Here is a 16,561-nt window from a genome sequence, read left to right as displayed (position 1 = left end):
TACAACTGGCAGGCCCAAGAAGAAACCCAATATGAACGCAAAACTGAGAGCTGAAAATGAATTGGCCGTTGCGGTGAGGGGGTACCACAACGGCCATATCACTACACTCAAAAACGACAGCCCGGAGAGGGGAATGAGGCTGTCGCTTACAACCGGCATCCAACGGGGGACGGGTCAGAAAACCGGCGATCAACATACTGTCGATGAACTGCAAATGGCCCTGCAACTGTGGCTATTCAAGGGCATTTAAGATTACAAATTCGTAACATAAACGTTATCAAAATAAGAGATTTGCATGAACGAGGCGAGAAAAAGCCACCTTTCAAGTGGACACTCGTTTCTACTGACACATGGCTGGTTTTCTTTGGGCTTTGTTTCCTTTAATCCTAAGCCATGAAAAAAGGCGATCATCTCTTCCTCATCGACGGCTCGGGCTATATTTTCCGTGCCTATCATGCTCTGCCACCCCTTACCCGCAAGACGGATGGCTTGCCGGTCGGCGCTGTGTCCGGTTTTTGCAACATGTTGTGGAAGCTGTTGAAAGATGCACGCAATACGGATGTGGGTGTGGTCCCGACCCATTTCGCGGTCATTTTTGACTATTCGTCACAAACTTTCCGTAAGGAAATTTATCCCGAATATAAGGCCAACCGCACCGCACCGCCGGAAGATTTGATTCCGCAATTCGGCCTGATCCGACAGGCAACACGTGCTTTCAATCTGCCAAGCATCGAAAAAGAAGGCTTTGAGGCCGACGATCTGATCGCGACCTATGCGCGTCTGGCAGAGGCTGCGGGCGGCGATGTCACCATCATTTCGTCCGACAAGGACCTCATGCAGCTCGTCACACCGAGCGTGTCCATGTATGACAGCATGAAGGACAAGCAGATTTCGATCCCGGAAGTGGTTGAGAAATGGGGTGTGCCACCTGAAAAAATGATCGACCTGCAATCGCTGACTGGCGACAGCACCGATAATATACCCGGAATTCCGGGTATCGGGCCGAAAACCGCTGCACAATTGCTCCAAGAGTTTGGCGATCTTGACACGCTTTTGGCCCGCGCATCTGAAATCAAGCAGAACAAGCGCCGTGAAAATATCATCGCCTATGCCGATCAGACCAAGATCGCGCGCGAACTCGTCACACTCAAGACCGATGTGCCGCTGGATGTTGATCTGGATGGCCTTGTGCTTGAGCCACAAAATGGCCCGAAGCTGATCGGCTTCCTCAAGGCGATGGAATTTACATCGCTGACGCGCCGTGTGGCGGAAGCAACGGACACCGATGCATCGGCCGTTGAACCATGCCATATCGAAACGGAGTGGGGTGCGGATGCGCACGGCCCCGATGTTGATGTACCGGCAAGCTCGGATTCTGCATCATCTGAAACCGCAGTTCGCGAAGCGCTTAATGTCAGCGGTTACACGCCCAAAGCGCTGGCTGAAAGCCGTGCTTCAACGGCGCTTGCGCAGAAAATCGACACCACGGCCTATATTTGCATTCGCGATCTTTCCACGCTGAACGCGTGGCTCGATGAAGCGATTGAGACTGGTCTTGTAGCTTTCGATACCGAAACCAATTCGCTTGATCCGATGCAGGCCGATCTGATTGGCTTTTCGCTGGCTCTTGCTCCGGGCAAGGCTGCCTATATCCCGCTCCAGCATAAATCCGGTGCAGGCGATCTTTTGGGCGGCGGCATGGTTGAAGGGCAGATTCCGCTTGATCAGGCTCTGACTGCTTTGAAGCGCATTCTTGAGGATAAGTCCGTCCTCAAGATCGCACAGAACATGAAATATGACTGGCTGGTCATGCGTCGTCATGGCATCAATACCGTGTCTTTTGATGACACGATGTTGATTTCCTATGTGCTGGATGCGGGCGCCGGTGGCCATGGTATGGACCCATTGTCCGAGCGCTGGCTGGGCCATACGCCAATCGCTTATAAGGACGTGGCGGGCAGCGGCAAAAGTGCAGTCACATTTGATATGGTGGAGATTGATCGTGCAACGGCCTACGCAGCCGAAGATGCCGATGTGACGCTGCGCCTCTGGCAGGTGTTGAAGCCACGTCTCGCCGCAGAAGGCCTTGCATCGGTTTATGAACGTCTGGAGCGGCCGCTGGTCGATGTGCTGGCCCGTATGGAAGAGCGCGGCATTTCGGTTGACCGGCAGGTTCTCTCGCGCCTGTCCGGCGATCTCGCGCAGTCTGCTGCGCGTTATGAAGATGAAATCTACGAACTGGCTGGCGAAAAATTCAACATTGGATCGCCAAAGCAGCTTGGCGATATTCTGTTTGGCAAGATGGGGCTTCCGGGTGCCTCCAAGACCAAAACCGGTCAGTGGTCCACGTCGGCGCAGGTGCTCGAAGATCTGGCTGCGGAAGGTCTGCCTCTGCCGCGTAAGATCGTTGACTGGCGTCAGCTGACCAAGCTCAAATCCACCTATACCGATGCGCTGCCGGGCTTTATTCACCCACAGACCAAACGCGTGCATACCTCTTATGCAATGGCGTCCACATCAACGGGGCGGCTGTCTTCGTCTGAGCCGAACCTGCAGAACATTCCGGTGCGCACGGCTGAAGGCCGCAAAATCAGAACGGCGTTCATCGCTGAACCGGGTAACAAGCTGATTTCTGCCGATTACAGCCAGATCGAATTGCGTGTTTTGGCGCATGTTGCTGATATTGCGCAGCTGAAACAGGCTTTTGCAGATGGCATCGATATTCATGCCATGACCGCTTCGGAAATGTTCGGCGTTCCGGTCGAAGGCATGGCTCCCGAAGTGCGCCGCCGCGCCAAGGCGATCAATTTCGGTATCATTTACGGCATTTCGGCTTTTGGCCTCGCCAATCAGCTTTCCATTCCGCGTGAAGAAGCAGGGCAATATATCCGCACCTATTTCGAGCGCTTCCCGGGCATCAAGGATTATATGGAAGCGACCAAGGCTTTTGCGCGCGAACATGGTTATGTCGAAACCATCTTTGGCCGCCGCGCGCATTATCCTGATATTCGGGCTTCCAATCCGCAGGTTCGCGCCTTCAATGAACGCGCAGCAATCAATGCCCCTATTCAGGGCTCGGCTGCCGATATTATCCGCCGTGCTATGATCCGTATGGAAAATGCACTCAGCGATGAGAAGCTCAGCGCACGTATGCTCTTGCAAGTCCACGATGAATTGATCTTCGAAGTGCCTGAAAATGAGGTCGAGAAGACAATCCCTCTCGTGCGGCATGTCATGGAAAATGCCGCCATGCCTGCCGTGTCGCTTTCTGTGCCGCTACAGGTCGATGCGCGTGCAGCGCATAACTGGGATGAAGCGCATTGAGGGCTTAGCCGGTTGACCTGAGAGGTCTGACACGATAGGTAAGCGGCAATTCTGTTGCTTCGGTAGTCGTCAGTGGGTTTGTGGCCAAAGGGTTTGCGGCCAAGGGTGTCGACTTGTGAAGCTTTTTTGAAAGTTAATCATGTCTCTGCCTGAATCCATTGCTCCGGCTCTCTCCGGAGCATTAACCGCTCGCGGTTACAACACACTCACCGCTGTTCAGAACGCTGTTCTGGCACCGGAAACACTTCACGGCGATCTGCTCGTTTCCGCACAGACCGGCTCCGGCAAGACCGTTGCTTTCGGTCTTTCCATGGCTTCCACAATCCTTGGTGATGAGCTGCGCTTCGCGAATGCGGGCGCACCACTTGCCATGATTATTGCGCCAACGCGTGAGCTGGCTTTGCAGGTTCAGCGCGAACTGGAATGGCTTTATGCCGATACCGGTGCGCGTATCGCTTCCTGTGTTGGCGGTATGGATATCCGTTCTGAGCGCCGCGTGCTCGAACGCGGTTCGCATATTGTTGTCGGCACGCCGGGCCGTCTGCGCGATCATATTACGCGCAATGCGCTGGATATGTCGCAGCTGCGCGTTGTTGTGCTTGATGAAGCCGACGAAATGCTCGATATGGGCTTCCGTGAAGATCTCGAATTCATTCTGGGCGAAGCACCGGCAGACCGTCGCACATTGATGTTCTCGGCAACCGTACCAAAGCCGATTGCACAGCTTGCCAAGCGTTTCCAGAAAGATGCGCTGCGCATTTCTGCTGCCGGTGAAGCCGGACAGCATGCGGATATTGATTATTTTGCGATGCCGGTTCCACCGCAGGAACGCGACCACGCGATCATCAATACGCTTCTTTATTATGATGCACAGAACTCGATCATTTTCTGCTCAACCCGTGAAGCGGTGAAGCATATGGCGAGCCGCCTTTCCAATCGTGGCTTTGCAGTTGTGGCCCTTTCGGGTGAATTGAGTCAGGCCGAGCGCAACAACGCGCTCCAGTCGATGCGTGATGGCCGTGCCCGCGTTTGCGTTGCGACCGATGTTGCAGCCCGCGGTATCGATCTGCCCAATCTTGATCTCGTGATCCACGCTGATTTGCCAAACAATGCGGAAACCATGTTGCACCGTTCGGGCCGTACCGGCCGTGCGGGCCGCAAGGGCACATGCGTTCTGGTGGTTCCTTTCTCGCGTCGCCGCATTGCAGAACGTCTTTTGCATATGGCAAAGCTTGATGCCCAGACTGTTCCGGCTCCCGGCATTGCAGCAGTTCAGGCCAAGAATTACGAACGCATTCTCAACGGCAGCGCTCTCAGCCAGCCCGTGGAAGAAGAGCATCAGGATCTGTTGAAGGCATTGACCGAGCGTTATACGCCCGAACAGATCGCGAGCGCTTTCCTTAATCGTGAACTCGCAGCACTCCCTGCCGCCGAAGAAGTTTCTGATGCACCGATTCATCCGGTTGGCAGCAAGAAGCCGCGCGAGCGCGGTGATCGTCCAGAACGGGGCGAGCGCTTTGATCGTGGCGAGCCGGGTGAACGTTTCGACCGCAATGCGCGTTTTGATGGCGTTTGGTTCTCGGTTTCTGCCGGTCGCAAGCATCGTGCCGATCCAAAGTGGCTGTTGCCGCTGATCTGCAAGGCTGGCGATGTTTCCAAGCGTGAAGTCGGTTCGATCAAGATTTTCGACAATGAAACCCGCTTTGAAATCGTCGCTTCAAAGGCTGATGAATTCCGTCGTTCGGTTGAAGAACGCGGCACGGGTGAAAAGGGTCTTGTCATCCGCCCAGCCGTTGCAGGCGCTGGTGGTGATGCAACGCCTCGCGAAGGCAAGCGCGATTTCAAGCCGCGCAGCGACAAACCAAGAAGCGATTTCCGTGATGGCGCAAAAGGTGGCTGGTCAAAGCCAAAGGGCGACTTCAAGAAAGATGGTTTCAAGAAGGACGGCAAGAAATCCGGCGAAGGCTTTTCCAAGAAGCCACGTAGTGCCTGATTGTTCTCAATGAAAAGGCCCCGCTTGCGGGGCCTTTTCATTGATCCAATATGCAAAAAGCCCCGGAAGATTTTGTCTTCCGGGGCTTTATTTTTAACTACACGTCCAGATTGGCAACGCTGAGTGCATTTTCCTGAATGAACTCGCGGCGCGGCTCGACTTCATCACCCATCAGGCGTGAGAACAGCGAATCTGCATCGGTCGCGTCATTGACCTTAACCTGCAACAGCGAACGAACATTTGGATCGAGTGTGGTTTCCCAAAGCTGTTCGGCGTTCATTTCGCCCAAGCCTTTGTAACGCTGCAACGTCAGGCCCTTGCGGCCTGTTGCGAAGATCGCGTCCAGCAGCGCCATCGGGCCGGAAAGCGTTTCCGACTTGTCCTTGCGGCGCAGAACTGGCGGTTCGGCAAAAATTTCCGACAGGCGCGAAGCCACGCGGTCGATCTGACGGGCATCGGCAGACCCGAGCAGGGCCATATCGAGAATGGCAACATCCTTCACACCACGCACCATGCGCTCAAAGCGATAGCCGCCGTCTTCGGTGACATGCGCCGTCCAGCCACGCTCGGTTTCTTCCGAAATCATGTCGAGGCGCTTGGCAACGATATCTGCGGAAGTGTGCGACGTTGTGTCGTTTGCGCTGGCACTCGGGTTGAGCAGGCCGGCAATCGCGGCCTGTTCAACGACACTGCGGTCATAGCGCGTATGCAGACCCGAAAGAAGCTGACGCAGCGTGCGCGCATCATCAACCACCGACCGAAGGTCCGGTCCGGCGCGGACTTCGCCGCTGCTGATCGCAAGCGCCGCTTCTTCAAGACCGGTTTCGATGAGGAAATCCTCAAAGGCCGCTTCGTTCTTGATATATTGCGAGGACTTGCCGCGCGACACCTTATAGAGCGGTGGCTGTGCGATATAAATATGGCCGCGTTCAATCAGCTCGGGCATCTGACGGAAGAAGAAGGTCAACAGCAGCGTCCGAATATGCGCACCGTCGACGTCAGCATCCGTCATGATGATGATTTTGTGGTAGCGCAGCTTGTCAGGATTGAAGCCGTGCGCCTCATCCTTGCCGATCGACGTGCCAAGCGCTGTGATCAGTGTGCCGACCTGATCGGACGAGATCATGCGGTCAAAGCGCACGCGTTCCACATTGAGGATCTTACCGCGCAGCGGCAGAATCGCCTGATTCTGGCGCGAACGACCGCTCTTTGCGGAACCGCCAGCGGAATCACCCTCGACGATGAAGATTTCTGACTTTGCAGGATCACGTTCCTGACAGTCGGCCAGCTTGCCGGGAAGCGACGTCACGCTCAGATTGCTTTTGCGGGTGATGTCGCGTGCCTTGCGGGCTGCTTCGCGAGCGGCGGCTGCCTGAATAACCTTTTCAACAATGATCTTGCCGCCGGATGGGTGCTCTTCCAGCCAGGTTGAAAGCGCTTCATTGACGAGGCTTTCCACCACTGGACGCACTTCCGAGGAAACCAGCTTGTCCTTGGTCTGCGACGAGAATTTTGGATCGGGAACCTTGACCGAAAGAACGGCGGTCAGACCTTCACGGCAATCATCGCCGGTCAGGCTGACCTTTTCCTTCTTGGTCATGCCGGACGAATCCGCATAGCCCGTCACCTGACGTGTCAGTGCGCCGCGGAAACCGGCCAGATGGGTGCCACCATCGCGCTGTGGAATGTTGTTGGTGAAGCACAGCACCTTTTCGTGGTAGGAATCATTCCACCACATCGCGACTTCAACGGTCATACCGTCTTTTTCGCTTTTGATATAAATCGGTGTTTCCAGAAGCGATTTCTTGCTCTGGTCGATATATTTCACGAACTCAACAACACCACCGTCATAGTGCAGTTCCTGCTCCTTGACGTCGGCATGGCGGCGATCAGAAAGCAGGATGCGCACACCGGAATTCAGGAATGCCAATTCACGCAGACGACGCTCCAGCGTGTCATAGTCAAAATCAACCATGGTGAATGTTTCAGGCGAGGGCAGGAAGCTTACTTCGGTGCCTGTATCGCTGCCAGCATCACCGGTAACGATGAGCGGCGCATCGGCAACGCCATGTGTGAAGGCCATTTCGTGAATTTTGCCAGCGCGGCGGATTTTCAATCTCAGCCAGATTGAAAGCGCGTTCACAACCGAGACGCCAACGCCGTGCAGACCACCGGAAACCTTATAGGAATTCTGGTCGAACTTACCGCCAGCATGGAGCTGGGTCATAATGACTTCGGCAGCCGAAACGCCTTCTTCCTTGTGAATGTCAGTCGGAATGCCGCGACCGTTATCGGTTACGGTGCAGGAGCCATCGGCATTGAGTGTGACGGTGACAAGCGTTGCATGTCCCGCCAGCGCTTCGTCAATGGCGTTGTCCACGACTTCATAGACCATGTGATGCAGGCCTGAGCCGTCATCCGTATCACCAATATACATGCCCGGACGCTTGCGAACTGCGTCGAGGCCTTTCAGAACACGAATGGAATCCGCGCCATATTCGGCGGGGGCTTCGGAATTCATCTCTGGAGTCTCGCTCATGAAAATCTTTCGAAAATGCGCCGCGAATGCAGCCTTAAAGCCTGCTGCAATGGCAGCATCAAATACCCTGTCGAATCACACGACAAACATGGCTTTAATATAGGCGTTAACGGCGATTTTTCCAAATTTTGGGGTCAAATTTGCCGGGGATTCCACTCATTTGGTGCAGGATGAAGCGTCAGGGTGGTGCGCAATCTCTGGAAGTGCCACAATTGCCCCTTATATGCTTATCTGACGGGGACATTCTCGACACGAGGAGCACGTCATGGAAAGCAAAATTGCGATGAAAAAAGCCGCCAGCCCTTTCGTGCCGCCCGCACCGCGCCCGCGCGAGAAGCCGGTTGGGCGCTTCGAGATGATGCGTGTGGTTTACAAGAACCCGCTCGAATTGTGGGGTGAGCCTTCCTATAACGAACCTTGGGTTTCTGTAAGCTGGCTGGGTATCAAAACCATCATAGCCAATGATCCCGGCCTCATCCGTCATGTGCTGGTCGATAATGCTGCAAACTATCCAATGTCTGCCATCCGCCAGCGCGTGCTCCGCCCGCTTCTGCGCGATGGATTGCTGACTGCCGAGGGCCAAGTCTGGAAGCGCTCGCGCAAGGCAATGGCGCCGGTCTTTACCCCGCGTCATATCGGCGGTTTTGCGCTCGCCATGCGCGATCGCTCCCGCCAGTTTGTCGAGCGTTACAAGACCAACGGCATCATCACCGATGTCGCGCACGACATGACGCTGCTCACCTATGACATTCTCGCGGAAACGTTATTCTCCGGCGAAATTGCCGGTGATCCGAATGATTTCGCCCGCCAGATCGACAAGCTTTTTGAAACCATGGGCCGCGTCGATCCATTTGATCTTCTTGGCTTGCCCGAATGGCTGCCACGCTTCACGCGATTACGCGGCAACAAATCGCTGAGTTTCTTCCGCGAACTGGTTTCTGATACAATCGCCTTGCGCAAAACACGCATGGATAAAGGCGAAGACGTTCCGAATGATTTCCTGACCTTGCTTTTGCGCGCCGAGGGACGGGACGGTTTGAGTCGCTCGGAAATTGAAGATAACATCATCACTTTCATTGGGGCGGGGCATGAGACCACGGCCCGTGCGCTTGGCTGGACGCTCTATTTGCTCGCCAAGGCACCGCAGGAACGCGCGCGTGTTGAGGCTGAGATCGATGCATTTTTTGCAGGTGGTGGACATGATCTGCCGCCGCAGGAGTGGCTGGCAAAATTGCCGCTGACGCGTGCAGCTTTTGAAGAAGCAATGCGGCTTTATCCGCCAGCGCCGTCAATCAACCGCGAGGCCGCAACGGATGACACCTATGGAGATTTGAAAATTGCCAAGGGAACGGCTGTTCTGGTGATGCCGTGGGTGATCCACCGTCACAGGCTTTACTGGGATCAGCCGGATGCCTTCATGCCTGAACGCTTCTGGCCCGAAAACCGCGACAAACTTGATCGCTTTCAATATCTGCCATTTGGTGCAGGTCCGCGGGTCTGCATCGGTGCAAGCTTCGCGCTTCAGGAGGCGGTTATCGCGCTTGCAACCTTGCTTGATGGCCGTCGTTTCGACGTGCTGGAGACGACAAAGCCATGGCCGGTGCAGAAACTCACAACCCAGCCACAGGGCGGTCTGCCGATGAAGGTGGTGAGGCGTTAGGCGACGCCAATGGCGATCCGGGCAAGACGCGGATATTCGGGATCAGCCAAATTACTGAGGCTTTCAAGGTCATCGGGACTGAACCATCCAAGCTCAGAATGTTCATCGCAAACGTTTCGCGGTTCGCCACCGTCCCATTCCGTAATCTGATAAATATGGCTGATGGAATCGCCGTATAGGTCCGGCCTTTTCTCATCCACTGCGCCGATCTTCTGAAACTGCGTTGGACGAATGCCGAGTTCTTCGCCCATCTCCCGAACCAGCGCCTGTTCCAGTGTTTCACCGGGCTCAACATGACCTCCCGGCGCATCCCAATGATTGGGCCACGCCTTCTTCCACGGTGAGCGCAGGCCCATCAGAATTTTTCGCTCGTCATTGACCAGCATGGCACCTACCGTGACAACTTTATCCTTCATCCTGGCGCTCCTGTCATAGCGATGCGTTTGTCAGTCAACTTAACAGCGGGCTTACCAACGCACATCGCCAATTTTTAACGGCCAAGATGTTTGGAATGCCATTGGAGATGCTCATCCATGAAGGACGAGATGAAGAAATAGGAATGGTCATAGCCTTCGCGCATATTGAGCGTGAGTGGGATGCCAGCTTTCTTGCAGACTTCTTCCAATAGCCAAGGACGCAGACCTTCATCGAGAAAACCATCTGCGGTTCCCTGATCGATCAGAAATTCTGAAAAGCGCGCGCCATCCTCAATCAGCAACGTCGCGTCATAGGCGCGCCATGCGCGTTTTTCAGAACCGAGATATTTTTCAAGCGCAGGCTTTGACCAGTCGGCTGTTGAAGGCTGCACGATGGGAGCGAAAGCAGATGCAGATTTGAAGCGCTCAGGATTTTTCAACGCAATCGTTAATGCACCATGTCCGCCCATCGAATGGCCGGTGATGGCCTGACGCGCCATGTCGAGCGGGAATTCTTGTGCCACCAGCTCGGTCAGCTCCTTGGTGATGTAGCTATACATCTGATAGTTCTTGGCAAAAGGCTCCTGCGTGGCATCGACATAAAAGCCAGCACCTTTGCCAAACTGCCAGTTCTGCGGCTCGTCAGGGACATCTTCACCGCGTGGGCTGGTATCCGGGCAAATAACGGCAATTCCCAATTCGGAAGCCATTTGCCGATATTCACCCTTGTCCATTACATTCTGATGCGTGCAGGTGAGGCCGGAGAGATACCACAGCACAGGCACCGGACCGTCCTTGGCCTGTGGCGGCAGGAAAACGGCAAAGGTCATTTCGCACTGATTGGTTTCGCTTTTATGACGATAGACGCCCTGTGTTCCACCAAAGCATTTTGCAGTTGAGATCGTTTCCATGAATAATCCTAACTCCCAAGCGCCACGACCACATTCACCGTCGCCGCGACAAGGACCGTATTGAAAAAGAATGAAACGACGCTGTGCAGAAGCGTTACTTTTCGCATCGCGGTCGTCGTGACATTGGTGTCGGAAGTCTGTGCCGTCATGCCGATGGTGAAGGCGTAATAGGCGAAATCCCAGCCGGATGGCGCGGGCGTCTCAGGAAATGCAAATCCACCTTTCACGCGGCTGGCATGGGCTGAATCTTTTCCGGCGGGTTCTGTTGGTTGCCAAAACATATGAGCGTAGTGAATCGCCGTCATCATGTGGATTGTGCACCATCCCAGCGGTACCGCGGCAAGCGTCATAATCAGCGAAAACAGATCGGCTTGGGGTTTCTGATTGATCAGAACGAACAGCGACACGATCGCCACAACAACGGTGGCAAAAGTCACCAGAAAAATGATCCAGGTAGGCTCATCCGCTATTGCTGCATGTTTTTTAAGATAGGACGCTGTGAGCTTGGGTAAAGCCACAAGCGCCAGAACGAGATAGAGCACAAAGAAACAGTTGGCCCCGATGACCGGGGCGAGCGGACTGTTTAAAAGCCAGGCAATAATGAAGATTGCCGCACCGCCAATGGCTGCCAGATAAAAGGACATATGGCGGTGTAGCAAAAGCATCAGGCGGCACTTTCCTGTGGTGTAAGCCGCATGTCGACATGCGTAATACCGTCTTCGAGATATTCTTCCGAAACAGCGACAAAGCCGAATGAGCCATAGAATTTCTGCAAATGGCTCTGTCCGCCAAGCTCGATGGCAATGCCCGGAAAACGCGCCTGTGCAAAGACAATCGCCTCTTTCATCAGCCGCTGACCAAGCTTGTAACCACGATAATCCCGCGCCACGACGACACGTCCGATTTTCACCGGCTTGCCATCCTTCTCTGGCGGCAGAACCCGCAAACTTGCTGCAAGTTCTTCACCATCGAGAATGCGTAAGTGAAACGCGTCGTAATCCTTGCCGTCGATTTCGGGGTATGGGCAATTCTGCTCCACCACAAAAACGTCCACGCGCAGCTTCAGCATCGCATAAAGCGCGCGCGGGGTCAGCTGGTCGATTTCATCCCAATGGGAAATGAAACGCTTTTCACCCATCAGTACACAATCACCGAGCGGATGGACTTGCCTTCATGCATCAGATCAAACGCCGTGTTGATCTCATCAAGCGGCATGGTGTGGGTGATGAGGCTGTCGATGTCGATCTTGCCTTCCATGTACCAGTCAACGATTTTCGGCACGTCGGTACGACCGCGTGCGCCGCCAAACGCCGTACCCTTCCAGACGCGTCCGGTGACGAGCTGGAATGGACGTGTCGCGATTTCCTTGCCGGCTTCGGCCACGCCGATGATGATCGATTCACCCCAGCCGCGATGGCAGCATTCCAGCGCCTGACGCATGACATCGGTGTTGCCGGTGGCATCGAACGAATAATCGGCGCCGCCGTCCGTCAGGTCTTGAATGGCTTGCACGACCTTGTCATTGCCGATTTCGCGCGGGTTGATAAAGTCGGTCATGCCGAATTTCTTGGCCATTTCCACCTTGGATGGATTGATGTCCACACCAATGATCTTGTCTGCACCAACCATGCGCGCGCCCTGAATGACATTGAGGCCAATGCCGCCAAGACCGAACACAACAACATTGGAACCCGGACGAACTTTTGCCGTGTAAATAACCGCGCCAATGCCGGTGGTGACGCCGCAACCAATATAGCAGATTTTGTCAAAAGGCGCGTCTTCGCGAACCTTGGCAACTGCGATTTCCGGCAGAACGGTGAAGTTCGAGAAGGTCGAGCAGCCCATATAATGGAACACTTCGCCGCCGTCGCATGAAAAGCGGGTGGTGCGGTCTGGCATCAGGCCCTGACCCTGCGTTGCGCGGATCGAGGTGCATAGGTTCGAACGCTGCGACAGGCAGGTTTTGCACTGGCGGCATTCCGGCGTGTAAAGCGGGATCACGTGATCGCCCGGTTTGACCGAGGTCACACCGGCACCCACTTCGCGCACAATGCCAGCACCTTCATGGCCTAGGATTGCCGGAAACTTGCCTTCTGAATCAAGACCGGAAAGCGTGTAGGCGTCGGTATGGCAAACGCCGGTCGCCATGATTTCGACCAGCACTTCGCCAGCGCGTGGGCCACCGATTTCAACGGTTTCGATGGTGAGCGGCTTTTTTGCCTCCCAGGCAACGGCTGCGCGTGATTTCATGTTTGCAATCCTTTTTTCCGTGCGACCTATTTCAGATAAGTGCGCAAAATCCGCATGATTTCGTCGATCTCTGCATCGGGATCAGCCACAGCATTTTGCGCTATCGTTTCGCGTGCTTTTCCGAATGTCTCGCGAAAATGGCTTTCCAGCACTTCCGCCATCAATCCGTTGGCAGCCCCGCGCATTGCTGCAATCTGCTGCAAAAGGGCCGCACATTCCGTACCTTCTTCCACCGCACGCTCCAGCGCCTCGGCCTGCCCTTTAATACGGCGCAGGCGCGTCAAAGCGCGCTTCTTGTCTTCCGGTGAATGCGGCATGGAATCTCCCGATTTTCACGAAGCCTATATACTATAGGGGAGTATGTCAATTGCTCCCGAATTGCCTTTTGTGAGCATGGTTTTCTCAGCAATTGGCGTGGCCCGGATTTTATAGCATTTCCAGCAAAAGTGCGAAGTGGTTTTGCATCGGATAATGCGTAAAAACAAACAGTTACAGCGGTTCAATCTTAACTGGAGCTGCTGTAAGCCTCAAGCTTGAGATGCAACAGCGGATAAGGGCGTCCCTGATCATCCGTTTCCGAACGACCTGTTTCGACAAAACCCACATGGCGATAAAAGCCTAAGCCTTGCGTGTTCTGCTCGTTCACATCAACGGTTAGCGTGCCGCGTTTTTTCGCGTGCGCAATCATATGTTTGCCAATACCCTTGCCGCGCTGATCGGGCGAAATGAACAGGCTGTCGATATTGTTATCGGTCATGCCCATGAAGCCGACCGGTTTGCCCTCATCCTCGATAACATCGACTTCCACATTTGGCAGATATTGTTCGCCGACCAGCTTTTCGATCTCATCGAAATCTTCACGGCTGAGAAAATCGTGCGTTGCCAGCACGCTTGCGCGCCAGATAGCCGTAAGGGCAGGGGCGTCGGCAGGTTTGGATTTTCGGATATGGATCATCGTCGCTCCTTGTGTGATAAGCACCAAAGCAACGCCTTTATAATACGGAATTTCATTTGACGAGTCTGCCCGATCTTCCCGTTATCCGCATTCTGCCGCAACTGGATGCCGCTTTTGCCAATGATGCAAGTGCAGTTCTGGTTGCCCCTCCCGGCGCGGGTAAGACAACGCTGGTGCCACTGCATTTTTTAAATGCAAGCTGGCGCGGCGATGGCATGATTGTGCTGCTTGAGCCGCGCCGACTGGCAGCACGCGCGAGCGCCCGCCGTATGGCGCAGATCTTGGGTGAAGAGCTGGGCGAAACGGTCGGCTATCGTATGCGCCTTGAAAGCAAGGTCTCGGCCAAGACCAAAATCCTCGTCGTTACCGAGGGCGTTTTCGCACGCATGATCCTTGATGATCCCGATCTTAAAGGTGTCGCCGCAGTCCTGTTTGATGAGTTTCACGAGCGTAGCCTTGATGCTGATTTTGGTCTGGCGCTGGCGCTTGATGTGCAGACCGCTCTGCGTGATGACCTCAAGATACTCGTCATGTCGGCAACGCTGGATGGTGCGCGGGTAGCCTCACTTTTAGGTGATGCGCCGATTATTGAGAGCGAAGGTCGCGCGTTTCCTGTCGATATTCGCCACCGCGAGCGCAAGCCGGATCAGCGCATTGAAGATGCGATGGTAAGCGCCATCCGTGAAGCGCTGGCGGACGAAACGGGCAGCATTCTCGCTTTCCTTCCCGGTCAGGGCGAGATCGAACGCACCGCAGCAAGCCTGGAAAAATTCCTGCCTGCCAATATCATTCTCGCGCCGCTTTATGGCGCAATGGAGGGCCGAGATCAGGATGCGGCAATCAAGCCAGCGCCCACAGGTTTCCGCAAGGTCGTGCTGGCAACATCCATTGCCGAAACCTCCATCACCATCGATGGGGTTCGGGTGGTGATCGATTCTGGCCTTGCCCGCCTGCCAAAATACGAACCTGCTACGGGCCTCACGCGTCTTGAGACGGTGCGCACGTCACGCGCAAGTGCTGATCAGCGGGCTGGTCGCGCCGGTCGTACCGAGCCGGGCATCGCTATTCGCCTCTGGCATCAGGGTCAAACGGCGTCACTCCCTGCTTTCTCGCCGCCCGAAATTCTGGAGGCCGATCTTTCCGGCCTTGTGCTTGATGCGGCTGCTTGGGGCGTGACCGATCCAGCAACTTTGTCGCTGCTCGATAAGCCACCCGCACCCGCGCTCAAAGAAGCCAAAGCGCTGCTCGTGCGGCTTGGTGCGCTGGATGATGACGGACGCCTAACCGCCGATGGCGAGGCCATGCGCTCACTGGCACTCCCTGCGCGTCTGGCGCATATGGTGGCGGAAGCGGGAAAACGCGGCGAGGCTTTGCGGGCAGCAGAACTCGCCATGCTTTTGACCGAGCGTGGTCTTGGTGGCAATGAAACCGATCTCGATACGCGCATGTCGCGGTTCCGCAATGATCGTTCTGATCGCGCGCACCGCGCAAAAAATCTCGCGAAGCGACTGACAACCAATGTGCCCAACAAAGGCGAAGCAGCAGGTTCAAGTGTTGGTCGTATGTTGATTGACGCCTATCCAGACCGTATCGCTAAGGCGCGTGGCGCAACGGGGCAATTTCTGCTGGCCAATGGGCGTGGTGGCGAAGTCGATCCAGCGATCAGCCTCAGCCGTGCGCAATGGCTGGTGGTGGCCGATATGTCGGGTAAAGCAGGCCGTGCGCGTATCTTGTCTGCGGCAGAAGTGTCAGAGACGGAAATCCGTGCAGCCCTCGGCAATAAGATCGAGAGCGGACGACAGATCGTCTATGATGCGGACAAGAACGCGCTGCGTGCGCGTGAAGCCGTGCGCATCGGCGCGATTGCTTTGTCGGAGAAGCCATTGGCTGCGCCTTCGGGTGCGGTTGCTGATGAGGGCGTCATAGCTGCCGTGCGCGAGCATGGTTTGCAGATTCTGCCATGGGGCAAAGAAGCCGAAATTCTGCGCCGTCGTCTCGGCTGGCTTTATCGCGGGCTTGGCGATCCATGGCCATCGATGGATGACGACAATCTTGTTGAACGTCTTGATGACTGGTTGCTGCCATTTCTCACAGGCGAGGCGCAACTCGACCGCATCCCGGCGCATGTGCTGAAAAACGGTTTGATGAGCCTTGTGCCGTTTGACCTGCAACGCAGCGTCGATCAGCTGGCACCGACGCATTTTGAGGTGCCGACCGGCTCGAATATTCCGATCCGTTATGATGCGGATGAGCCGATCCTGGCCGTTCGTGTACAGGAGTTATTCGGGTTGAGCATTCACCCGGCCATTGCCAATGGCAAAGTACCGCTCCTGCTGGAGCTGCTTTCGCCTGCCCATCGACCAATCCAGATCACGCGCGATCTTCCGGGCTTCTGGGCTGGCTCATGGGCCGATGTGCGCACCGACATGCGTGGTCGCTATCCGCGTCATGTCTGGCCGGAAGATCCGGCCAATGCGCAAGCGACGCGCAGAGCAAAACCGCGCGGCACTTGA

13 protein-coding genes are annotated in these 16,561 nt (G+C 55.3%); 5 read left to right on the top strand and 8 right to left on the bottom strand.

Annotation, left to right across the window (positions count from 1 at the left end; all coding sequences use genetic code 11):
• Nucleotides 1-31 precede the first annotated feature (31 nt).
• From VBH83_RS00355 to VBH83_RS00345, 3 genes are all read left to right on the top strand, one after another.
• Nucleotides 32-250, top strand: coding sequence for a hypothetical protein (locus VBH83_RS00355; RefSeq protein ID WP_265982692.1), 219 nt, complete (start codon nucleotides 32-34; stop codon nucleotides 248-250).
• A 143-nt stretch (nucleotides 251-393) separates the two neighbouring features.
• Nucleotides 394-3,324, top strand: a complete 2,931-nt coding sequence (polA, locus tag VBH83_RS00350) for a DNA polymerase I (RefSeq protein ID WP_265982693.1) — start codon at nucleotides 394-396, stop codon at nucleotides 3,322-3,324.
• Between the two features lie 139 nt (nucleotides 3,325-3,463).
• A complete protein-coding gene (locus VBH83_RS00345) occupies nucleotides 3,464-5,317 on the top strand; it encodes a DEAD/DEAH box helicase (protein ID WP_265982694.1) in 1,854 nt (617 codons plus the stop codon).
• A 97-nt stretch (nucleotides 5,318-5,414) separates the two neighbouring features.
• Here VBH83_RS00345 and gyrB read toward each other — a convergent pair whose 3' ends face one another.
• The gene (gene gyrB / locus VBH83_RS00340; protein ID WP_265982695.1) at nucleotides 5,415-7,856 is read right to left on the bottom strand and encodes a DNA topoisomerase (ATP-hydrolyzing) subunit B; all 2,442 of its coding nucleotides are present in this window, start codon (nucleotides 7,854-7,856) and stop codon (nucleotides 5,415-5,417) included.
• 283 nt (nucleotides 7,857-8,139) lie between these two features.
• Here gyrB and VBH83_RS00335 point away from each other — a divergent pair, with 283 nt between their 5' ends.
• Nucleotides 8,140-9,516 (top strand): cytochrome P450, encoded by a 1,377-nt coding sequence (locus VBH83_RS00335; protein WP_265983820.1) that lies wholly within the window; start codon nucleotides 8,140-8,142, stop codon nucleotides 9,514-9,516.
• Here the strand turns inward: VBH83_RS00335 and VBH83_RS00330 are convergent.
• The 7 genes from VBH83_RS00330 to VBH83_RS00300 form a co-directional block, all read right to left on the bottom strand.
• Nucleotides 9,513-9,932 carry an NUDIX hydrolase gene (locus VBH83_RS00330; protein WP_265982696.1) on the bottom strand — a complete coding sequence of 140 codons (420 nt, stop codon included), beginning with the start codon at nucleotides 9,930-9,932 and terminating at the stop codon, nucleotides 9,513-9,515. The genes VBH83_RS00335 and VBH83_RS00330 overlap by 4 nt on opposite strands.
• 74 nt (nucleotides 9,933-10,006) lie before the next feature.
• Nucleotides 10,007-10,843, bottom strand: a complete 837-nt coding sequence (gene fghA / locus VBH83_RS00325; protein ID WP_265982697.1) for an S-formylglutathione hydrolase — start codon at nucleotides 10,841-10,843, stop codon at nucleotides 10,007-10,009.
• A gap of 8 nt (nucleotides 10,844-10,851) precedes the next feature.
• Nucleotides 10,852-11,508 carry a DUF1345 domain-containing protein gene (locus VBH83_RS00320; RefSeq protein ID WP_265982698.1) on the bottom strand — a complete coding sequence of 219 codons (657 nt, stop codon included), beginning with the start codon at nucleotides 11,506-11,508 and terminating at the stop codon, nucleotides 10,852-10,854.
• Complete coding sequence (locus VBH83_RS00315; RefSeq protein WP_396995891.1) at nucleotides 11,508-11,981, bottom strand: GNAT family N-acetyltransferase; 474 nt, start codon at nucleotides 11,979-11,981, stop codon at nucleotides 11,508-11,510. The genes VBH83_RS00320 and VBH83_RS00315 overlap by 1 nt, the downstream gene beginning before the upstream one ends.
• Nucleotides 11,981-13,093 (bottom strand): S-(hydroxymethyl)glutathione dehydrogenase/class III alcohol dehydrogenase, encoded by a 1,113-nt coding sequence (locus tag VBH83_RS00310; protein WP_187543493.1) that lies wholly within the window; start codon nucleotides 13,091-13,093, stop codon nucleotides 11,981-11,983. Before VBH83_RS00310 ends, VBH83_RS00315 begins: the two co-directional genes overlap by 1 nt.
• A 26-nt stretch (nucleotides 13,094-13,119) precedes the next feature.
• Complete coding sequence (locus VBH83_RS00305; protein ID WP_265982700.1) at nucleotides 13,120-13,410, bottom strand: metal/formaldehyde-sensitive transcriptional repressor; 291 nt, start codon at nucleotides 13,408-13,410, stop codon at nucleotides 13,120-13,122.
• Between the two features lie 188 nt (nucleotides 13,411-13,598).
• Nucleotides 13,599-14,048, bottom strand: a complete 450-nt coding sequence (locus tag VBH83_RS00300) for an acetyltransferase (RefSeq protein WP_265982701.1) — start codon at nucleotides 14,046-14,048, stop codon at nucleotides 13,599-13,601.
• Nucleotides 14,049-14,104: 56 nt separating this feature from the next.
• Between VBH83_RS00300 and hrpB the strand changes: the two genes are divergently transcribed.
• Entirely contained in the window at nucleotides 14,105-16,561 is a 2,457-nt protein-coding gene (hrpB, locus tag VBH83_RS00295; protein ID WP_265982702.1) for an ATP-dependent helicase HrpB, read from the top strand.

It is taken from the genome of Ochrobactrum sp. S1502_03 (genome assembly GCF_044435015.1).
GTDB classification, from domain to species: domain Bacteria; phylum Pseudomonadota; class Alphaproteobacteria; order Rhizobiales; family Rhizobiaceae; genus Brucella; species Brucella chromiisoli.
The sequence above is the reverse complement of the archived record's forward strand: the minus strand, read 5'-3'. Positions and strand labels throughout refer to the sequence as shown.

Coding starts and splice junctions, on each gene's coding strand:
- VBH83_RS00305 (WP_265982700.1), bottom strand. CDS start 13,410: ATGCCGCATTCACCGGAAGACAAGAAGCGCGCTTTGACGCGCCTGCGC.
- VBH83_RS00355 (WP_265982692.1), top strand. CDS start 32: ATGAACGCAAAACTGAGAGCTGAAAATGAATTGGCCGTTGCGGTGAGG.
- polA (WP_265982693.1), top strand. CDS start 394: ATGAAAAAAGGCGATCATCTCTTCCTCATCGACGGCTCGGGCTATATT.
- VBH83_RS00320 (WP_265982698.1), bottom strand. CDS start 11,508: ATGCTTTTGCTACACCGCCATATGTCCTTTTATCTGGCAGCCATTGGC.
- VBH83_RS00300 (WP_265982701.1), bottom strand. CDS start 14,048: ATGATCCATATCCGAAAATCCAAACCTGCCGACGCCCCTGCCCTTACG.
- VBH83_RS00330 (WP_265982696.1), bottom strand. CDS start 9,932: ATGAAGGATAAAGTTGTCACGGTAGGTGCCATGCTGGTCAATGACGAG.
- VBH83_RS00315 (WP_396995891.1), bottom strand. CDS start 11,981: ATGGGTGAAAAGCGTTTCATTTCCCATTGGGATGAAATCGACCAGCTG.
- VBH83_RS00345 (WP_265982694.1), top strand. CDS start 3,464: ATGTCTCTGCCTGAATCCATTGCTCCGGCTCTCTCCGGAGCATTAACC.
- fghA (WP_265982697.1), bottom strand. CDS start 10,843: ATGGAAACGATCTCAACTGCAAAATGCTTTGGTGGAACACAGGGCGTC.
- gyrB (WP_265982695.1), bottom strand. CDS start 7,856: ATGAGCGAGACTCCAGAGATGAATTCCGAAGCCCCCGCCGAATATGGC.
- VBH83_RS00310 (WP_187543493.1), bottom strand. CDS start 13,093: ATGAAATCACGCGCAGCCGTTGCCTGGGAGGCAAAAAAGCCGCTCACC.
- VBH83_RS00335 (WP_265983820.1), top strand. CDS start 8,140: ATGAAAAAAGCCGCCAGCCCTTTCGTGCCGCCCGCACCGCGCCCGCGC.